The organism is Geothrix fuzhouensis (genome assembly GCF_024609325.1).
Lineage (GTDB): Bacteria > Acidobacteriota > Holophagae > Holophagales > Holophagaceae > Geothrix > Geothrix fuzhouensis.
On record NZ_JANHMQ010000001.1, the window covers coordinates 785383 to 803889 of the forward strand.

15 protein-coding genes are annotated in these 18507 nt (G+C 66.7%); 10 read left to right on the forward strand and 5 right to left on the reverse strand.

The features are described 5' to 3' along the window. Position 1: 1 nt before the first annotated feature. Genes NOV74_RS03630 through NOV74_RS03645 form a run of 4 tightly spaced genes read right to left on the reverse strand, consistent with a single transcriptional unit; the run spans position 2 to position 8733 of the window. Positions 2–862, reverse strand: a complete 861-nt coding sequence (locus tag NOV74_RS03630) for a hypothetical protein (protein WP_257309339.1) — start codon at positions 860–862, stop codon at positions 2–4. After that, the gene (locus tag NOV74_RS03635; RefSeq protein ID WP_257309340.1) at positions 859–5616 is read right to left on the reverse strand and encodes an alpha-2-macroglobulin family protein; all 4758 of its coding nucleotides are present in this window, start codon (positions 5614–5616) and stop codon (positions 859–861) included. The genes NOV74_RS03630 and NOV74_RS03635 overlap by 4 nt, the downstream gene beginning before the upstream one ends. A gap of 1 nt (position 5617) precedes the next feature. Further along, positions 5618–6565: a DUF1175 family protein gene (locus tag NOV74_RS03640; protein ID WP_257309342.1), complete on the reverse strand. Its 948-nt coding sequence runs from the start codon at positions 6563–6565 to the stop codon at positions 5618–5620. After that, positions 6562–8733, reverse strand: a complete 2172-nt coding sequence (locus NOV74_RS03645) for a hypothetical protein (protein ID WP_257309343.1) — start codon at positions 8731–8733, stop codon at positions 6562–6564. Before NOV74_RS03645 ends, NOV74_RS03640 begins: the two co-directional genes overlap by 4 nt. A 121-nt stretch (positions 8734–8854) precedes the next feature. On the opposite strand from NOV74_RS03645, the gene hutI reads away from it, so the two are divergent. Further along, the gene (gene hutI / locus NOV74_RS03650) at positions 8855–10063 is read left to right on the forward strand and encodes an imidazolonepropionase (protein WP_257309345.1); all 1209 of its coding nucleotides are present in this window, start codon (positions 8855–8857) and stop codon (positions 10061–10063) included. Positions 10064–10228: 165 nt separating this feature from the next. Then, on the forward strand, positions 10229–10915 hold the full coding sequence (locus NOV74_RS03655; RefSeq protein ID WP_257309346.1) for a DUF4136 domain-containing protein: 687 nt from the start codon (positions 10229–10231) through the stop codon (positions 10913–10915). A 63-nt stretch (positions 10916–10978) separates the two neighbouring features. On the opposite strand, the gene NOV74_RS03660 is transcribed toward NOV74_RS03655, so the two are convergent. Next, a complete protein-coding gene (locus NOV74_RS03660; protein ID WP_257309348.1) occupies positions 10979–11212 on the reverse strand; it encodes an HP1242/YdcH family protein in 234 nt (77 codons plus the stop codon). Between the two features lie 148 nt (positions 11213–11360). On the opposite strand from NOV74_RS03660, the gene NOV74_RS03665 reads away from it, so the two are divergent. From NOV74_RS03665 to NOV74_RS03700, 8 genes are all read left to right on the forward strand, one after another. After that, positions 11361–12281 (forward strand): ABC transporter ATP-binding protein, encoded by a 921-nt coding sequence (locus NOV74_RS03665; protein WP_257309350.1) that lies wholly within the window; start codon positions 11361–11363, stop codon positions 12279–12281. A 20-nt stretch (positions 12282–12301) separates the two neighbouring features. Continuing rightward, positions 12302–13102: an energy transducer TonB family protein gene (locus tag NOV74_RS03670; protein ID WP_257309351.1), complete on the forward strand. Its 801-nt coding sequence runs from the start codon at positions 12302–12304 to the stop codon at positions 13100–13102. 83 nt (positions 13103–13185) lie between these two features. Next, entirely contained in the window at positions 13186–14646 is a 1461-nt protein-coding gene (gene guaB / locus NOV74_RS03675; protein ID WP_257309352.1) for an IMP dehydrogenase, read from the forward strand. Positions 14647–14688: 42 nt separating this feature from the next. Beyond that, complete coding sequence (locus tag NOV74_RS03680) at positions 14689–15081, forward strand: GxxExxY protein (RefSeq protein WP_257309354.1); 393 nt, start codon at positions 14689–14691, stop codon at positions 15079–15081. A 107-nt stretch (positions 15082–15188) separates the two neighbouring features. Next, positions 15189–16481: a dihydroorotase gene (locus NOV74_RS03685; RefSeq protein ID WP_257309355.1), complete on the forward strand. Its 1293-nt coding sequence runs from the start codon at positions 15189–15191 to the stop codon at positions 16479–16481. A gap of 628 nt (positions 16482–17109) precedes the next feature. Continuing rightward, on the forward strand, positions 17110–17460 hold the full coding sequence (locus NOV74_RS03690) for a DUF2188 domain-containing protein (RefSeq protein ID WP_257309356.1): 351 nt from the start codon (positions 17110–17112) through the stop codon (positions 17458–17460). Positions 17461–17568: 108 nt separating this feature from the next. Further along, complete coding sequence (locus NOV74_RS03695) at positions 17569–18045, forward strand: GNAT family N-acetyltransferase (protein WP_257309357.1); 477 nt, start codon at positions 17569–17571, stop codon at positions 18043–18045. 47 nt (positions 18046–18092) lie between these two features. Beyond that, a complete protein-coding gene (locus NOV74_RS03700) occupies positions 18093–18458 on the forward strand; it encodes a nuclear transport factor 2 family protein (protein WP_257309359.1) in 366 nt (121 codons plus the stop codon). The last annotated feature ends 49 nt before the right edge of the window (positions 18459–18507 follow it).

An 18507-nucleotide genomic window follows, 5' to 3' on the forward strand; every position in this document is an offset into this window, starting at 1 on the left:
TCTAAGGTTCCACATCGAAGGTCCCCAGAGTGACAGGTCCGGCGCCCGGCAGGATCAGGCGTTCCCAGGTCCAGCGGCGCTCCTGGTCGGTGCCCCCATCCAGCAGGGCCTCGACCCGGATGCGGCCCGGCTTGCCGCCCCGCCAGCCGCTGGTCCATTTCAGGGTGTAGGTGCCGGGAGGCGGGGTCTCATGGGTGTATTCGCCGGACCAGCGCAACATGCCACCGGAGGGCGTCCGGCGGCCCCCTTCGGCCAGGGCCCCATCGGGTTCCTGTACCTGGAGACTCCCGCCGGTGTACTCGTCATTGGCCTGGATGGTAACCACCCGCAGCCGGGTTCGTGCCGTCGACACCCACCAGCTCCGGACCACCCGCAGACCCGAATCCGGCTCCAGGATCTCCAGGCGGTTCTCGCCGTTCTGGGCTGTGAGTTCCGTGTGGAGCGTGGCGCCCACATTGGCGTGCCAGCGCAACGTCGCGCCGTTGAACCACACCTGCAGAGTACGGGACCGCCAGGCGTTGCGGGCCGCCTCCGCTTCCCGCGCCTGCCGTTCCTGCCGCAGCTGGTCGGCCGTGCGAGTGTCTTCGGGGGGCGGTGCGTCATCGCCCTCGTCCTCGTCATTGAAGAACCGCGGTTGCGCCTCGTCCTTGGGCGGGTTGGGATCTTTCGGATCCACAAGCTTGATCCGCAGGCTCACCGTGCGATCACTGGACCAACCGCCCAGGGCCGGCGCTACCTCCAGACGCCACTGCTTCAGGTCAGGGACATAGGCAGCCAGGACGGGGACCTTCGGCGCCCGTGCCTTCTGGGCGCCCAGGACGGAGGCCACCAGTAGGAGACCCAGAACCAGCCGCCGCTTCATCGCGCACCTCCGTCCAGCACCTTCAGGTCCGCCCCATCGCAGGTGGCCCACTGCCCTTCATTCGACATGAGGCTAACCTTGGCGGGGCGGAGCCGGTAGCTGCCCCCCATGCCCGCCCGCAGGAGGATCCGGACTGTGTGAGTGTTCCAGCTCCAGGCGTGCTGAAAGAGGAAGGTCACCTTGTCTCCGTGGACTTCCACGCGGGGCTTCATCCAGGTGTCTGACGCTCCTTCCTCCGTATAAGGCTTTCCTTCGAGGACGAAGCCCTCCAGCTTCACCGTGGGGTTGAGACCACCGGGAATGGGCACCTCCAGCATCACGTAGTCCGCATCGCGATCTGTCCGGAAGGTCACCTGCATCCAGGCTTCCTCGCCGGCCTTCATCGTCCCAGTCCATGGTTGGCGGATCCAGCCCTGGCGGGCATTCCCGGTTTCCTGAGGGGTCTTCAGGCGCCAGAGGTTCCGCGTCACCGACAAGCGCAGGGCGGACGAGACATCCCCTTTCGGCGTGCCGGCGGCGCTGCCCGGGACCTGGTAGGCGTAGGTCCACACCAGCAGGCCTTTGCCGTTGGCCGTGATGGTGACGGGTTTCGGTTCCGCCATGGCGAAGCTGCCGGCACGGGGCTCGCGGGCGTTCCAGCGACGGGCCTGGGGCCGCTCCTTGAACTCCCAAGAGGGGCCGCCCTGCACCGCCGCCTGGATGGCCAGCGGCCCCCAGTCCAGCTTCCGGGCCTTCATGAGGTAGGGCAGCAGGTCCACGATCTGGCCCGTGCTCCAGGTGGAGTACCACCCGTAGCCACGGTACTCGGAAGCCAGGAAGGTCTCACCCTGCCGGATCAGTGGCGACTGGGGGCGCGCCAGACACAGCGCCTTCAGCGCCATCACCGTGGGCACCACATCGCCCGAGGCATAGCTCCACCAGACTTCCCGGCGGCCTTCCCAGCGGGCCAGACCGCCCTTCACCACGACCCGCTGCTCCAGTCGCTCGATCAGGGCAGTGGTCTTGGGATGCTTGGCCTGGGCCGCGGCCAGGGCCACCATGGCCAGCACGTGATCGCCGGACCACTGGCCCCGCAGCACCTTGTCCGCCGCGCTATCCAGCAAGCCCGCCAGGGGTTCGCCGGTCTGGGCCAGGGACATCAGCAGGAAGGCTGCGTCTGCCTGGGGGTCCGCCGATTGTCCATGGCTGGCCCGCTGGCGCTGGGCCGGGGTCGCCTGGTCCGCCTGTCGGGCCACCTGCTGGAAGAGGCTCATGGCGGCCATGCGGCCCCGGCGGTAGACGCCCTCATCCACGGCATAACCCAGACGCTTCATGGTGGCGAAGCTCTGGATGGCGTAGCCGGTGGTGTGCGGATTCGCATCCAGGCCGAAGTCGTTGGGCGCGTACCAGCCCCAGCCGCCGTTGGGCTGCTGGTAGCCGTAGACCTTGAACACTCCGTCGCGGATGTTGCGGTCCAGGTTGGTGAGCTGCTTCCAGTCGAGGTCCGGCATGGCGCCCTGTTTCACCAGGTCCGCCACCAGCAGGTTCGGCACGAAGCTCGACAGCGTCTGCTCCACACAACCGTAGGGGTACCCGATCAGGTAGGGCAGCGAGGGCGCGGCCAGATGCTCCAGGTTGCCCACGGGCGTGAGTACCAGCGTGGCGTCGCCCTTGGCGGCCGGAGGCGCCGGGATGGTGAGGGTCTGGGACCCGCCATCCAGCACCAGGGAACCCGACAACGAGGCAGGCACCAGCTGATCCAGCACGGTGACTTTCTGCCGTTCGGCATCCTTCAGGCTGCCACCTTCCACCCGGGCCGTGACAGTAAGCGGGCCCGTCTTATCGGAGAACAGCGGCAAGGCGAAGCGGTACTCACCTTGGTCCTGGAGATTGAAGCTGGCCTCGGGCGCGCCCGAGAACCGGCCGTTCTGAACGTCCAGACGGATCTTCCCCTGAATGGGCTGACCCGAGAGGTTGCGCACCAGGGCGATGGCCCGGGCCTCCTCTCCCACACTTAGCGTGCGTGGCAGGGTGAGGGCCACCTGCAGCGGCTTGGAGGCTGGCCTCGAACTGCGACCCACCCCCACCTTGGTATCGCCGGTGATGGCCGTGGCCGTGGCCCGCCAGGCCGTGAGGTTGTCCGGCAGCACCAGGTCCACACTGGCCTTCCCGTCACGGCCAGCGGCCACGAAGGGCACCCAGTGGGCCGTGTCCTTGAAGTTCTGGCGCACCTTGTCGTCGTCATCAGCCTTGAAGTCGCCGCGCTTGGTCTGCTTGAGGCTCCAGACGGGGCGCTGACGGCGCAGCAGATCGTGGAAGCTCCAGTCCGTGGAGCCCGACCGCAGCACGCCGTGGCGGCGCGTGGGGTGGAAGAAGCGCACGGGATCCGGATGCAGTTCCTGGCTCAAGGCGTAGATGGCCTCATCCACCACGCCCACACTGAGGTCCGCGGCGGAGGGCCGACCGGAGGCATCCTTCACCTCCACGGAGACCTTCATGGGCTGGCCAGGCTGGTAGCGCTCCTTGTCCGTGGTCACAGCCACCGACAAGCGCCGGTCCCTCTTCGGCACGCGGATGGGAACTTCCACCATCTGGCGGCGGCCTTCGGCCACGATCTCGAAGACGGCCCAGACATTGGGCTGCATGGCGGCCGTGATGGGGACCTCCACCAGGGCGGTAGTGCCCGCTACAGTGCGGCTCTGGTGTTGGCCAAGGCTTTCATGCTCGATGGCCCAGTGAAGGGTCAGCTTCGGCCGGGGCAGCTGGACCAGGACGCGCGCCGTGTCACCGGGCTGGTACTCGGGTTTGTCTGCGGCGGCACGGAGGTCCGGTACCGCCGGCAGGGGCGTGCCTTCGGCGGCCACGGTGATCTGGCGCTGGGCCGTGACAGAGCGCCCCTTCGAATCCCTGGCCTCGGCCACCAGCAGGAAGGCGCCACCTTCGGGAATGGTCAGCATGGCCTGCGGCCCTTGGGCCGAGGCCACGGTCTCGCCGGGCTTCAGGGCATTGGGACGGGACCACCAGTACGCGTTGTCCTTCTGCGCCACAATGCGGGCAGCCCGCAGCGCGATGGCCACGCCCGGAACTTCCTTGCCGTCCAGGTCGAGCGCGCGGGCCGTCACCTGGAAGGGCTTGCCGGGGAGGGCCACCTGGCGGTCCGCGGCGATCATCAGCACCAGGTCGCCCGCGGCGGCGCGCACCTGGGCCTGGCCGCTGTTGCGCTGGCCCGACGCATCGGCCACCTTCACCACCATGCGCCAGAGGCCGTCGCTCTCGGCCTTGAAGGTGGGCAGATCTGCCTGGCCTTCATCGTCCAGTTCGAGCTGGCCGCTTTCCATTAATTCGGGCGCGGGACCGGCATCTTCGTCATCCCAGATCCAGCGGGACTTGGGCGGGACGACCTTGTAGAGGAACCAGTCCGCCTTGGCGCCGCGCACGGCCGCGCCGTAGAAATAGCGGGCGTTCGCGTGGAAGACCAGCGCATCGCCCAGACCCACCTTGGTCTTCTCTGTGGTGACCTTCACTTCGAAGGCGGGCTTCACGAACTGCTCGACCTTGAATTCGGCCTGGCCAGGGCCCTGGGGCCCCTGGAACACCAGGCGATAGAGGCCCAGGCGGCCCGCGCCGGGCAGGGTGAACTGGGCCGCATAGGTGCCGGTCTCGGCGTTCAGCAGTTTGGCCTGGCCCTCGGTCACCTTCGTATCCTCGGGGTCCAGGACCGTGAAAGGCAGGCTTGCCGACCCACTGTCCACGCGGTTCTCGCCGTCCTCCACCCGCCGCAGGATGCCCTTGGCGAAGACCTCCTGGCCGGGGCGATAGAGCGGCCGTTCCGTGAAGGCGTAGAGGCGCTGGCGCACGGCGGCCGCGCTCTGCCCTTCGCTGGCGAGGAGGGCGAAGCTCGCGCCGCTGCGCGCCATGACCACGCGGCGAACGCCAGGGGTCACAGCGGCTTCAACTTTGCCGACGCCGTCGAAGACCAGGGGCTGGCGCTTGCCCCCTTCGATGATCTGACCGGAGACGCCGGCTTTCGGCGCACCATCGCGCCCATCCACGGCCTGCACGCGGAGCTTCGCCCCGTCCTGCTCTGAAAGCAGGGCCAGGTCCGTGACCATCCAGGGAACGTAGGCGGCGGTACTGCCCCGCAACACCTCCACCAGGTAGAGACCCGCCGCCTGGGCGGGCAGCTGCACGCGGCTGGTGAAGCCGTCGTCACCCGATTCATCGTCCTCGTGCCCCTTCTTCCCGGCGATGTCCTCGCTGACCTTGGGCACGACCTCGGTCACGAAGGTGATGCCGGGCTGGCCTTCCAGGGGAAGGGCGGAGCCCTCCCGCACCGGTGCCGACGGGGTCTTCGCGGATGTCAGGCGGTCCGCCTGCTTGGCGGCATCCCGCAGGCCCTGGGTAGCCGTGCGATGCACTGTCACAAAGGCCCGGCGGCCACCCCAGAGCACCGCCTCCCGCAGGACATCCAGGGGATCCTGGGCGGCGCGTCCGCCCTCGGCGGCGGCCGCGCCACGGTCCAACAGCACCTTCTTCAAGAAGGCTTCCGGTTCCTCCACACGGTAGAGGCGGATGCGCGCTTCGGTGGGAATGGGGCCCGCCGCCTCCAGCAGGCCCGGCTTCCCGGGCAGGGTGGGGCGCAGGGTGGCGAAGGCGCCGGTCCAGCCGCCCTCCCGCCAGGGGGCTTCGGCGGCCCGTTTCTGAGCCGAACCCGTGGTGGGCAAGAGCAGAACGGTGGGCAGGAGCAGTGTGAGGAACGGGCGAAGCCAGCGCATGTCAGGACCTGGGAAGGGAAGCGGATTCGGAAGGCTCGTCCGCCAGCAGGCGCCAGCGGTAGAGCCCCAGGAAGGCCGGATTTTCAGGGAGGGGGCGGAAGTCGGGCTCAGGGTGGTGCAGCAGGTCGTCGAGGCGGACGCGGCGGATCTCGCCGGGCTGACGAGAGGCGCCACTGCCTTCGGGCCCCGTGTGGTAGAGCAGCATAGGCGTGCCGTCCACGTCGGGACGCACGAAAGCCATGGCGTGGTCGGGTTGGGCTCGGGCACCCCCCCGGGCGAAGAAGATCAGGTCGCCAGGGTGGGCAAGGGCCAGGTCCCGACCCAAGGACACGCAAGCCAGGCGGCGGAGGAAGGCGCCCTTGGCGAAGGGCCGAGGCCCCTCAGGAGTGGGAAAGCCGCTTCGCCAATCCGCCACAAAAGCCGACGAGGGATCCTGCCCCGGGGATCCCGCAGTGAAGGCCACCCGCTCCCGCCAGGCCACCGTGTGCGGAGCCAGGGCCTCGCGGAAGGCGAAGCGGAGCAGGCCCGCGCAGTCCCTCTGGGCCGGCTCCCAGGCGGGACTGGGGCCTTCGAGCTGCTGCTCAAGGATGGCCACGAACCAGGTCTGGAAGGCTTCGCGGTCGCCCACATCCGAAAGGGCGTTCGCAGATCGCGCTGCATGAAATGGAATGGACAAAGACTGTCGGAAATTGGGCCAGGCCGTGACCAACGCCACGGCCGGCCCCTCAGAGGACAGGAAGAAGCCCCCCGCCCCCCGCCAAGCCGGAACCCCTTCCACCTTCACGCCCCAGCCGGGCCGCCGAAGACCCAACAGCGAGCGGCTGTCCACCCGGATGTGCACCACGGGGTTGGCCGGATCCGCCTCCAGGACCGCCCGGTGCCGGATCGGCACCAGGAGGGCCGCGGCGGCCAGGACGGCGCCTCCGGCCAGAAGGTGACGGAGGTTCATCGGGGCCGCCCCTCCAGGCCACCCGCGGTCCAGTTCCATTCAATCCGGACAGATCCCAGTCCCTTCAGGGCGCCCAGGAAGGGGCCCAGGCTGGAGGCCAGCTCTGTGGCAGCCTCGTCCTCGCTGGCGGTCTCGGTCTCGCCAATCCACCAGCCGCTGCCGGTGCGGCTGCGGAGGAAGGCCAGCAGCAGGTTCTCCAGTTCCTTCGAGGCACGGGTTCCGTCGATTTCCATGCGGGCCCAGGCCCGGGAATCGCGGTCCGCCAGCGTCGGGGCCTGGCCCAGGAGCCCCGCGGCCACAGCCTTCACCGCCGCATCGTCGGTACCCAGCACCAAGGTGTCGGCCACCAGGGTCCAGGCAGGGCGGAACGCCTGGGCCGTCATCACCCGGTGCAGTTCCGTGGTGCCCAAGGCCTGTTTCTGGTTCTGCCCCTTGAAGAGGCGCGGCAGCACCTTCTTCATCAGGTTCTCCACTTGAGCCCGCTTGGCGCCCTGGATGGGCAACGCCAAGGCCAGGCTGGGTGTCATGCCCGGCTCGCCGAAGCCCCCGAAGGCTGTCACTTTGCCGTCCCGCTGGGCCTGCATGGCCCGCCAGGGGTCCTCCCGCCGGAGTTTGGCGAGTTCCATCAGTGACGCTTTTTCGACGGACCCCAGCGGCGGTGCGGTCACCCAGCCGTTCCAGAACAGGGCCGCCCCCCGCAGGTCCAAACAGGCCTGCAAAGCCGCCGCATCCTGGCGCAGGCCGGTCCGCTGGCGCTGGCGTTCCTGGGCCGCTGCCAGGGCATCCTGGTAACCCTTCATCTGAGACGGGGTCAGCGCCTGGCCACCATTGGCGAAGTCAGGCATGCGGGGCAGCTCCAGGTCGCTACCGTCATCCACCCGAAGCATGGCCTCCACCAGCTTCTCCGTGGGCCCAGCCCCCAGGGAGACTGCCAAGGCACCGGTGAGGGGTGCGGCTTTCGCCACGAAGGGGTTGGACCAGGCGCCCTGCTGGACGTTGGCCAGGCGGCGACGGAGGGCCTGGGTCTCGAAGGCCGCTCCCGCGCCAATGCGGGGGGCCAGCCAGAAGGACAGGTCCGTATCCGGCGCCATGGCCGACAAGGCGACGCGGGCCCACTCCTGGCGTTCGTCCAGGGACGGCAGCGGACCCGGGAACAGCAAGGCCCGCAGGGGAGCTTCCCGGTCGCTGATCCAGGTACCTTCCGCTCTCTGGATCAGGTGGAAGACACCCCCGGACCCCCTCAGCTGCTGGACTTCCGTAGATGCGCCAGGGCCTGTCCATTTGACGATCCGGGCCCGCGCGCCCGCGCTCAAAGGATTCAGCTTGAGCAAAGCCATCACGAGCTGCGTGCGGGCGGGCAGATCACCGGGGATGAACACCAGGGTGCCCCGGAGGGCCTCTGCGCTCGCGCGGTCCACCCCGTAGTGCAGCAGCCAGGCCTCGCGGTTGGCGAGCGGCTCCAGGGCCGGGGAGACCTGCTTCAGCCAAGGCTCCAGATGCCTCACGGCGAAGCCGGCCCGGCTGCCCTGGGCCAGGGCGGGAAGGATGCCGCTGGCAGGGGCACCGGAGGCGGAGTCGGTGCCCCCGCTGAGGGCCGCCAGTTTTTCGAGCCCTGGCCGCAGCTGCTTCAGGTGGATGAGCACGCCAGGCTGGGCGGCCTGGCCCAGGCCTCTCGGGAGGGCGGCGGTGCCAGTCTGCGTGAACAATGCCGGGCTGGGGATCCACTGGAAGCGCCAGCCTCCCTTATCCAGGTGCAGGCCCAGCCCATGGGTCCAGGGACGATCCACCCGGTCGGGGGCGCCCAGGTAGGCGTAGGGATCGGCACCGGACTGGCGGTAGCCGAGCCGATAGAGAAAGAGGGCCACCTCCGGATCGCGGGTCTTCAGGGCCTCCTCGGCCCACTCGGACAGGGTGCGCTGGCCGAGGAAGGCCAGGGCCACCCGCCGCGACTCGCCGTTTTGCTTCAGATGCTCCATCAGCTCGCCCGCCTGCTCATTCGGGGTCATCTCATCGAAAGGGATCGCCTTCCAGACGCGCTGGCCCTGCAGGTTCGTGCGGTAGATCGACCAGTGTTGGGCGCGCTCCTGCGCCCAGACCGGCACCTGTGCCGGGGCCGCTCCCGCGACCAGGATCGCCAGTACGCACAGACCCTGCGCGAGTCGCCTCATGCCACGCCCCCTGCCCCGCACTGGAACCTCCGGTGTCGAGCGATGCTATCAAGCCGTCCCCCAGGCGCAAGGGACCCCGGTGTGTTTTTTTTGAATCACCGTTCCCTGGCAGACTGGATCCATGTCGGACCGCCGTGTACTCGTGAACCTCCGGGGCCTCCTGACCCCCGATCCCACCCAGGTCTGGGCGGTGGACCGCATTCCCGACGCGGCCCTGGCCATGGAAGATGGGCGCGTGGCCTGGATGGGCCGGGCTGTGGACTTGCCAGCGGGCTGGAGGGACGCACCAACGGTGGACGGCGGTGGTGCCTGGGCCACACCGGGTTTCGTCGATCCGCACACGCACTTGCTTTTTGGCGGCAACCGCTCGGGCGAATTCAACCGGCGTCTGCACGGCGTCAGCTACCAGCAAATCGCCTCGGAAGGCGGCGGCATCCGCGAGACCGTGCGGGCCACCCGCAGTGCCACGGTGGAAGACCTGGTGGCCTCGGGCGAAGCCCGCTTGAAGGCCTTTCGAGATCGCGGGGTGGTCCACCTCGAATGCAAGACCGGCTATGGGCTCGAACTCGAAGCGGAGTCCCGCCTCACGGCCGCCTATGCGGAGCTGAAGCAGAGAGGTTGGAGCCTCGACGTCACCCTGCTTCCGGCCCATGACCTGGCCCCGGAATTCGCCGGGGATGCCGAGGCCAATGCCCGGGCCGTGGCCGAAGACTGGCTGCCGGAGCTGGTGCGCCGCCATCCCGGCGTCGCGCGGTTCTGTGATGTGTTCGTGGAGACGGGTGTGTATACCGCCGACCAGGGCCGGCGCATCTTCGCGGCCGGGAAGCGCCTGGGGCTGATCCCACGAGTGCATGCCGACGAACTCACCTGGACCGGCGGCGCCGAGTTGGCCGCCGAGGTGGGTGCCGCCAGCGCGGACCACCTCATGTTTTGCAGCGACGCCGGCATGAAGGCCATGGCCGCTGCGGACGTGATCCCCGTGCTGCTTCCGGGGACCACGCTCTTCCTCGGCATGCGCGACTGGGCCCCGGCCCGGAAGATGATCGAAGCTGGCTGCCGCGTGGCGCTGGCCACAGACTTCAACCCCGGCTCTTGCCCCTGCGCCGATCCGCTCACGATCCTCCGCCTGGGCTGCCTTCAGCTCCGCATGACCTTCGAGGAAGCCTTCACGGCCATGACCCTCCACGCCGCCCACAGCCTGCGTCGCGACGACCTGGGCCACCTCCACCCCGGAGCCAAAGCCGATGTGCTGCTGTGGGACGTGGGTGACCTGCTGGAGCTCATCTACTGGGTGGGCGAGCCCTACCGGTCGAGGCTCCTGCGGGCCTGATCCTCCACAACCAGGTCCGGGGCCGCTTTGCCCGCCTCAAGCAGAACGGTCCTTGAGCCCCCCTGTCCATGCGCCTAGAATGGTCTCGACCCAAGCAATAAGGACCAAATCATCCACAAGCGGGAGGCCTCTTCTTCTGGGCCTCCCAGCCCCAGGAGACCCCTCATGAATCGATCTTCTCTTGGCAGCGTCCTGCTCGCGGGGCTGATGGCGGTCCTGACGGGTTGCGCGAATCCCAACCCCGACCCCAGGGTTTCGCGTTTCGACTTCATCTACGGTGGCAACCTGGAAATCGAAGTCGATGCCCTCCAGGACCCGGATCGGCAGTCGCCGGGTAATCGCTATGTGCTGATGCCGGGCATGCGCGATTTGAAGGCCGATGACCTCGAATTCAGGCAGGTGTGTCGCTACATGGACAATGCCCTGGCGCTGAAGGGCTTCCAGAAGGCGGGGGAGAAGGAGCGGCCCGAGCTTTTCCTCCGCCTCGCCTATGGCATCGGAACCCCCCAGACCGAGAACGTGACCACCGGCGCAGGCTATTCCTATGCCGTGGGATGGATGTGGTTCAACGTGCCGCCCAAAACCGCCAACATCACCTCCTACCAGCGAAATCTGATCGTCGAGGCCTACGACGCCCCTGATCCGGCCGTCGCCAAGCAGGTCTGGAAGACCAGCATCACGAGCACGGGAACCACCAATGACCTTCGGCGGGTGATCGTCTACATGATCTCGGCGGCCCATCCCTACTTCGGAACCCAGACCAACAGCAAGAAACGCATCTCCATCTCCGGGACGGACCAGGGGGTCCTGGACATCGCCGTGGGGCCGCGCCCGGCCCCATCCGTGCCCTAGGGAATCCAGGCAAAACGAAGCCCCGGGCCGATTCCCGGGGCTTCTCCTACGAGTGCGGAGGGTCTACTGTTCGGCGTGCCTTGAGACCTCCTGCACGATGTGATAGATGCGTTCCTTGGCGCGGAGTTTGGTCTTCTTAAGTTCCACCTCTTCCAGGGATTCCTTGGCAGAGAGAGAGGGTTTCTTCTGGAGGTCGCCCAGGCGCGAATCAGCCGCCTTGTGTTCCTCCATGAGCTTGCGAAATTCGAAGTGTTCCTTCATCAGGCGCTCCTGAAGATCTGGGCGCAAGAAATCCATGAATCCTCCTTGCCTAGGCGGGGCCGGTACGGACTCCGCAGGGTGATAGGGTGGCCCAAGGTTAGGACCACCCCGCAGGGCGTCAAGGGGCAATCCGAGACTCTATGGAACCCTTTGATTTCCATTACTTCCGTGTAATTCTTGGCCCATGTCCCTGACCATCGACGCGCTGCTCCTGGAACGGGTGGACGGGGTCCGCCTGCTGGGCCCTCTAAGCCTCCGACTGGCCCCCGGCGAGCGCGTGGGGCTGGTGGGCGAGAGCGGATCCGGGAAGAGCCTGCTGGTGCAGACCTTGTTTGGCGTCCTGCCCCCAGGGGTGCGCCAGACGGAAGGAAGGTTCACGGCTTTCGGCGTCCCCATGGACGGTCCCGGGCGGGATCGGGAGCGAGTCCTGGGCACCCGGCTGGCCTGGGTCCCTCAGGATCCCCGCCAAGCCCTGAACCCCCTCCTGACTCTGACCCAACACCTGGGCCTGCTGCCGGGCCTCCACCGCAAGGAATCTACTTCGGCGACCCAGCGACGGCTCACGCCGATGTTGGAGCGACTGGGGTTGCCCACGAACGAAGGCTTCCTCCGGCGCTTCCCTCATCAAATCAGTGGTGGCCAGCGGCAGCGCCTCTGCCTCGCCATCGCTCTCTCCTGTGATCCCGAGCTGCTGGTGCTGGACGAGCCCACCACCGCCCTGGATCCCCTGGCCCAGAAGGCCTTCCTGGACCTGGTGCTGGAGCTCCAACAGGAGCGGGGCCTGGGCTTCCTGTGGATCACCCATGACCTGGGCCTGGCTGCCCGGGCCTGCGATCGGCTGTTGGTCCTCTATGGCGGCGAAGCCGTGGAGGCAGGGCCCACCGTTCGCCTGCTGTCCACGCCGGGGCACCCCTACACCGCCCGTTTGCTGGCCGCGGCCCAGCGCCAGCCCTCAGCAGAATCAGGGTTCCTCTCCGCCCCCCAGGATCGCCCCCCGGGCTGTCCCTTCAGGTCCCGCTGCCCCACGCCTCAGACCACCTGCATCACCTGGGCCGCTTGGCGTGGAACACCAGAAGCCGGCCTTCGTTGCGAACGGCCTCTTTAGAACCCAGACTGTCCCCCAACATGCATCCCCTGCTCCGCATCCTCGATTCAACGGCCGTCGCCGGGGCCGATCCGTCCGTCTTTGATCTGCACCCTATCCAGGACGCTGCACCCGGAAGGTCCCGCCGAATCCCCAGCCTGCTCAGCCTGGGGCTGACGCCCCTCTTGATTTACGGCCTGTCCCTGAGCCTTGCCAACCCCTCCGCAATCCAGAGAGCCCGGAGGACAGTGGATAAGGCTGGCCGGTCGGTCACCCTCCTGCTGCATGAGCCGATCCTGCGGCCCGATGTCACCGAGCCAGTCCGGAATCTCCTGGGCCCCGATGGACCTGGCGGAAAGGGACACGAGGCTGGCACCTCCACCCTCGATCCAAGGCTGGCCGGCATCCAAACCACCACCCAGATCGCGCCCAGCGAGGTCATCGATCCCGATGAACTGGGCACCTCTCCCAATGCAGAACGGGTCTACCTCTCATTGAATTCCGCCTTGCCACCCCAAGCCGGGGGGAATGGACTGACCCGTGGCACCGGCCGGGACGCGGCCCTGGGGTCCGGCCCGGATCTCCTGCTCATTGCCATCCACCAAGTTGACTTGACCTATCAGATGGCCCCTGGAGATGGCCACCTCCTGACCGATCCTCCGCAGGTGCGGATCCTCATCGACGCCGACGGCGTGCCCTTCCGGGCCACCCTGGTCTCCGGTCCAGAGAAGCTCAAGGACATGGCCATCAAGGCTGCGCTGGGGTGGCGTTTCGAACCCCTGGGTCCCCATGGCCTCAAGGCACCCCTGGCCCTGACGATCACCTTCCGCCGCCCGCACTGAGCCGTTCGCTGGAACCCGCTCCCCAGCCGTGAGACCATGGGATGCAAGGTCCCGCAGGCAGCGGGTCCGGAAAAAGGCTCCCCATGCTGACCTTGCCCCTGATGCGCGCCCTCACCTTCGACGACGTCCTGCTCGTCCCCGGCTACTCGGAGATCCACCCGAACCAGGTGGACCTGGGCACCCGGCTTACGAAGGATATCGACCTGCGCATCCCCCTCATGTCCGCCGCCATGGATACGGTGACCGAAAGCCGCATGGCCATTGCCCTGGCACAGCTGGGCGGCATCGGCATCATCCACAAGAACCTCAGTCCTGAGCGCCAGGCGGAGGAAGTAGACAAGGTGAAACGGTCCGAATCCGGCATGATCACGGATCCCATCACCATCGGCCCCGACGCCCCCATCCGCGACGCCGAGGCCCTCATGGCCAAGTTCCGCATCAGCGGCGTGCCCGTGGTGGAGGGCCACCGGCTGGTGGGCATCCTCACCAACCGCGACCTGCGCTTTGAGACGCGTTGGGATATTCCCGTGCGCGAGGCCATGACCAAGGACAACCTCATCACCGTGCCCGTGGGCACCACCCTCCAGGAAGCCAAGGGCATCCTGCAGAAGCACCGCATTGAGAAGCTGCTGGTGGTGGACGGCCAAGGCCAGCTCAAGGGCCTCATCACCGTGAAGGACATTGAGAAGTCCATCGAGTACCCCAGCGCCTGCAAGGATGCCCATGGGCGCCTGCGGGTGGGCGCGGCGGTGGGCGTGGGCAAGGAACTGCTGGACCGCGCCGCCGCCCTGGTGGAGGCCCAGGTGGATGTGCTCTGCCTGGACAGCTCCCACGGTCACAGCAAAGGCGTGCTGGAGGCCGTGAGGGCCCTCAAGCAGGCCTTCCCCGCCATCTCCGTCATCGCGGGCAACGTGGCCACCTACCAGGGTGCGAAGGATCTTGCGAAAGCCGGAGCAGATGCCGTGAAGGTGGGCATTGGGCCGGGTTCCATCTGTACCACGCGTATCGTGACCGGCGCGGGCATGCCCCAGATCACCGCCGTGGCCGAAGCCAGCCGCGCATGCCGCGAGGCCGGCGTCACCTGCATCGCCGATGGCGGCATCAAGTTCAGCGGGGATGTGGCCAAGGCCATCGCCGCCGGGGCTGACGCAGTGATGATCGGCAGCCTCTTTGCCGGCACCGATGAGGCGCCGGGCGAGACCATCTTCTACGCGGGCCGGACCTTCAAGGCCTACCGCGGCATGGGCAGCCTGGGTGCCATGAAGCAGGGCAGCAAGGACCGCTACTTCCAGGAAGGCAAGGAGGACACCAAGCTCGTGCCCGAGGGCATCGAGGGCCAGGTGCCCTACAAGGGCAAGATGGGCGACCTGGTCACCCAGCTCATGGGCGGTCTGCGCGCCGGCATGGGGCTAAGCGGTGGCGCCTCCATCGCCGACTTCCAGGCGAAGGCCACCCTCGTCGAGATCAGCGGCTCCGGCCTCCGCGAAAGCCACGCCCATGACGTCATGATCACCAAGGAAGCCCCGAACTACCGGATGGAGTAGGGCGGAAAAAGGCGGAACACCGATGAACACCGATAACTGCTGATGAACACCGATCAGGAAAAGGGACTGCGGCCGGATCATGATCCGTTGACCGAGATCGTGATCGGGTTGGTGTTCAAGGTGGCCAACGGGCTGGGTTCGGGATTCCTGGAGAAGGTCTATGAGAATGCACTGGCGATTGAACTCCAGAGAGCCGGGCTGACTTTCCAGCAGCAGGTCCCCATCACCGTGTCTTATGCCGGTCAAGTGGTCGGCACCTACATCGCCGATCTGGTGGTGGAGGGCCGCCTCCTCCTCGAATTGAAAGCCTGCCGGGCGCTGGAAGATGCCCACACGGCACAGAGCCTGAACTATCTCAAAGCCACCGATCTGCCCACCTGTCTCCTCGTCAACTTCGGAATCCCCAAGCCGCAGATCAAACGCCTTTCCCGCTAGGCTTCCCACTTTTTCGGTGTTCATCAGCTTTTATCAGTGTTCATCGGTGTTCTTCTTTAATCTTGAAATATCAGTGGCCGGTTAGAGTCCTGGTCCCCGGAGCCCCCATGTCCCTCCTCGTGAAGAACGTCCGCCTTGTGGATCCTGCGCAGAACCTGGATGGGCCGGGAGAGCTGCTGGTGGTGGAGGGGGCGGTGGCGGCCATCGGGACAGATCTGGAGCGCGATCCGCTGGCGGTGGGGGCCGAAGTCCTGGATGGCGGAGGCGCGGTCCTGGCGCCGGGCTTCGTGGATCTGCACGTGCACTTCCGCGAGCCGGGGCAGACCCGCAAGGAGAGCATTGAGACTGGCAGCCGGGCGGCGGTGGCCGGGGGCTTCAGCTCGGTCTGCGCCATGGCCAACACCAAGCCCGTGAACGACAGCGTGGCCATCACCGAGATGATGCTCGCCCGCGCCGCCAAGGCGAACCTCTGCCGCTACTTCCCCATCGGCACCGTCAGCCGCGAAATGAAGGGCGAGGAACTGGCGGACATGGGCACCCTGAAGGCTGCGGGCTGTGTGGCTTTTTCGGATGACGGCCTGCCCATCGGCAACGCCTCCCTCATGCGCCGAGCCCTCGAATACACACGGTGGCTCGAGGTGCCCGTGGTGGCCCACGAGGAAGACAAGGAACTGGCGGGCAAGGGCTACATGCACGAGGGCGCGGTGAGCGCCTCGCTCGGCTGCCTGGGCATCCCCGCGGCGGCGGAGGAGGCCATGGTGGCCCGTGACATCGTCTTGGTCGAACATACAGGCGGCCATCTGCACTTGGCCCACCTCAGCACCAAGGGTTCCCTGCGCATGGTGCGCGAGGCCAAAGCCCGCGGTCTTGCCGTCACTTGCGAAGTGACGCCGCACCACTTCGCCTTGTCGGACAAGGAGCTGATGAAGTTCGACAGCGACTACAAAATGAACCCCCCGCTGCGCACCGAGGCCGATATCCAGGCCGTGCTGGAGGCCATCGCCGACGGCACCGTGGACGCCATCGCTACGGACCACGCCCCCCACGGCTGGGACGACAAGGAAGTGGAACTGCCCATCGCCGCCTTTGGCGTCATCGGTCTGGAAACTGCCCTGCCCCTCACGCTTGAGTTGCTGGTGAACCGGAAGGTCATCAGTCTGGCCAAGGCCATCAGCCTCCTCTCCTGGGAGCCTGCCAAGGTCTTCCACCTGGACCGCCGTGGCCTCGGCAGCCTGAAGTCCGGCGCCCCTGCCGACTTCGTGCTCTTCGATCCCGACGCCAAGGTCCAGGTGGATCGGGCCTTCATCCAATCCAAGTCCTACAACACCCCGTTCAAGGGCTGGGCTTTGCCAGGGAAGATTCTCGGTACCTGGGTGGGCGGCGAGAGGATGTGGGGTTGATGAACGGCCGCATCAATCCCATTCACCTGTTCAGGTAATCCCGCTGTCAGGTCAGAGGACTTACCTCATCCATCGTCAAGCCTCACCTCAGATCACTCGGACTTCAGCGGGGGCTGTTTTGAAACATTCGCCAGAAATGAACCATCCGAAGCCTTCCTCCAAAAGCTTTTCTCCCGCAGGCCTTGGTGTCCAATGCCTGCGATGTGAGGGCGCGGGCCACCTCTCCATGGATTGCGATCTCTGCAGTGGCAGAGGCGTGGTGGTGCTGAGTTGCCGAAAATGTTCCGGGTCAGGCACCTATTCCCAAGAGTCGGGTCCATGCTCTCGGTGCAACGCGAAAGGCCTGCTCCCTGATGGTGCTAAATGCCCGCGCTGCAAGGGGAGCAAGACACAGAAGGCGTTCTCTTCTACCTGCGCGAAGTGTTCAGGCAGTGGTTCCGTCAATCTTCCCTGCAAGAAATGCCATGGAAGTCTAAAAATCGTAGCTATTTGCAAAACATGCAATGGCACAGGTATTTATCGACGGGAACCGTGAGCAGCCTAACCCTCCGCTCGACTTAGACCCAGCCTTTAGCGGTTAGGCCCTTTCTTCCCGGGAATCCCTGCAATCGTTTCGGCCGCGGCGGGCTTGATCAGCTTCTTTCGTCAGGCCTTGCAAGGTTCTTCCTCGGGCAAAGGTTTCCCATCTTTATTGGTCGAACCGCTCGAAAAGCCTATGTTCTGGAACGGCGATCACCAAACGAAGGAGGGAGATATGAAAAATTATCACCTCGCCAAGGAAGGAAACGCCTGGAGCCTCAAGCCCGAAGGAGGCAGCCGGTCCGTTGTCCATGCCGCGACCAAGACCGACGCGATCGGGCAGACGAGGGCGTACATGCAGCATCACCCGGGCTCGGTGAAGATCCATAAAGAGAACGGCCAGATCCAGGAAGAGCGGACGTACCCAAGGTCCGCTGACCCCAAACACACCAAGGGCTGAGGCCTGACCACACCCACAGCGCCGACCCGGCATGAACAGCAGGTTTGTCTGGTGTAATCCAGGTTCCCTGTTTGCAGCCAGAATCTGGACCTCCGCTACCCTGGAGTCATGTCTCTGCTGCTTCGCCCGGCCCGCCCCTCGGACTTCCTGGTGCTGGCCGCCTGGGTCCCAGACGCCGCCGCCTGCAGACGCTGGGCGGGCCCCCTAGTGCCTTTCCCTTTCGCGCCGGAGCACCTGGAAGGCCTGCTGGAGGCTCAGGAACGGCCCAGTTACGGGCTCTGGGAAGACGGGTCGGCCCTCGTTGCCTTCGGCCAGTACTGGGTTCAGGCGCCGGGCCACGCGCACCTGGGGCGTATCCTCGTGGCGCCTGCGGCCCGGGGCCGGGGACTGGGCCGCGAACTCTGCCACCACCTCATGGGCGAGGCCTTTCGCGCCAGTGGCGCCAGGGTCCTCACCCTCCGCGTCTACCGGGACAACACCGTGGCCCAGGCCCTCTACACGAGCCTCGGGTTCCGGCCGGTGGCCTCCGAGTGCACGAACGAATCTCTCTTCCTAGAGGCCCCGGTTTACCCTTCCGCCGGATAACCAGGCCGCGCCAAGCTGACATAGGCCGGAACGCTGGAGGTAACCGCATGCGCCCCACCCCGAAACAGCTCGTGGCAGTCTGGGTCGAGGCCTTCAACCGCGGCGATGCGGCGGCCTTGGCGGCCATGTACCACGTGGAAGCGGTGAATCATCAGGTGACGGAGACACCGGTGGTGGGCCGGCCTGCCATCCAGGCCATGTTCCAGCGGGAGTTCGCGGCAGCGAAAATGGTCTGCCTCGTCGAAAACCTCTTCGAGGATGGCGAGTGGGCCATTCTCGAATGGCAGGATCCTCTGGGCCTGCGCGGCTGTGGCTTCTTCCGGGTGGTCGACGGGCTGATCGTCTTCCAGCGTGGCTACTGGGACAAGCTCACCTTCCTGCGCCAGCATGGTCTGCCCATCCCGAGGGATTGAAGGCGGTCGGGAAGTGGGACACAATCGCCCCGGCCCAGCGGACCGATCT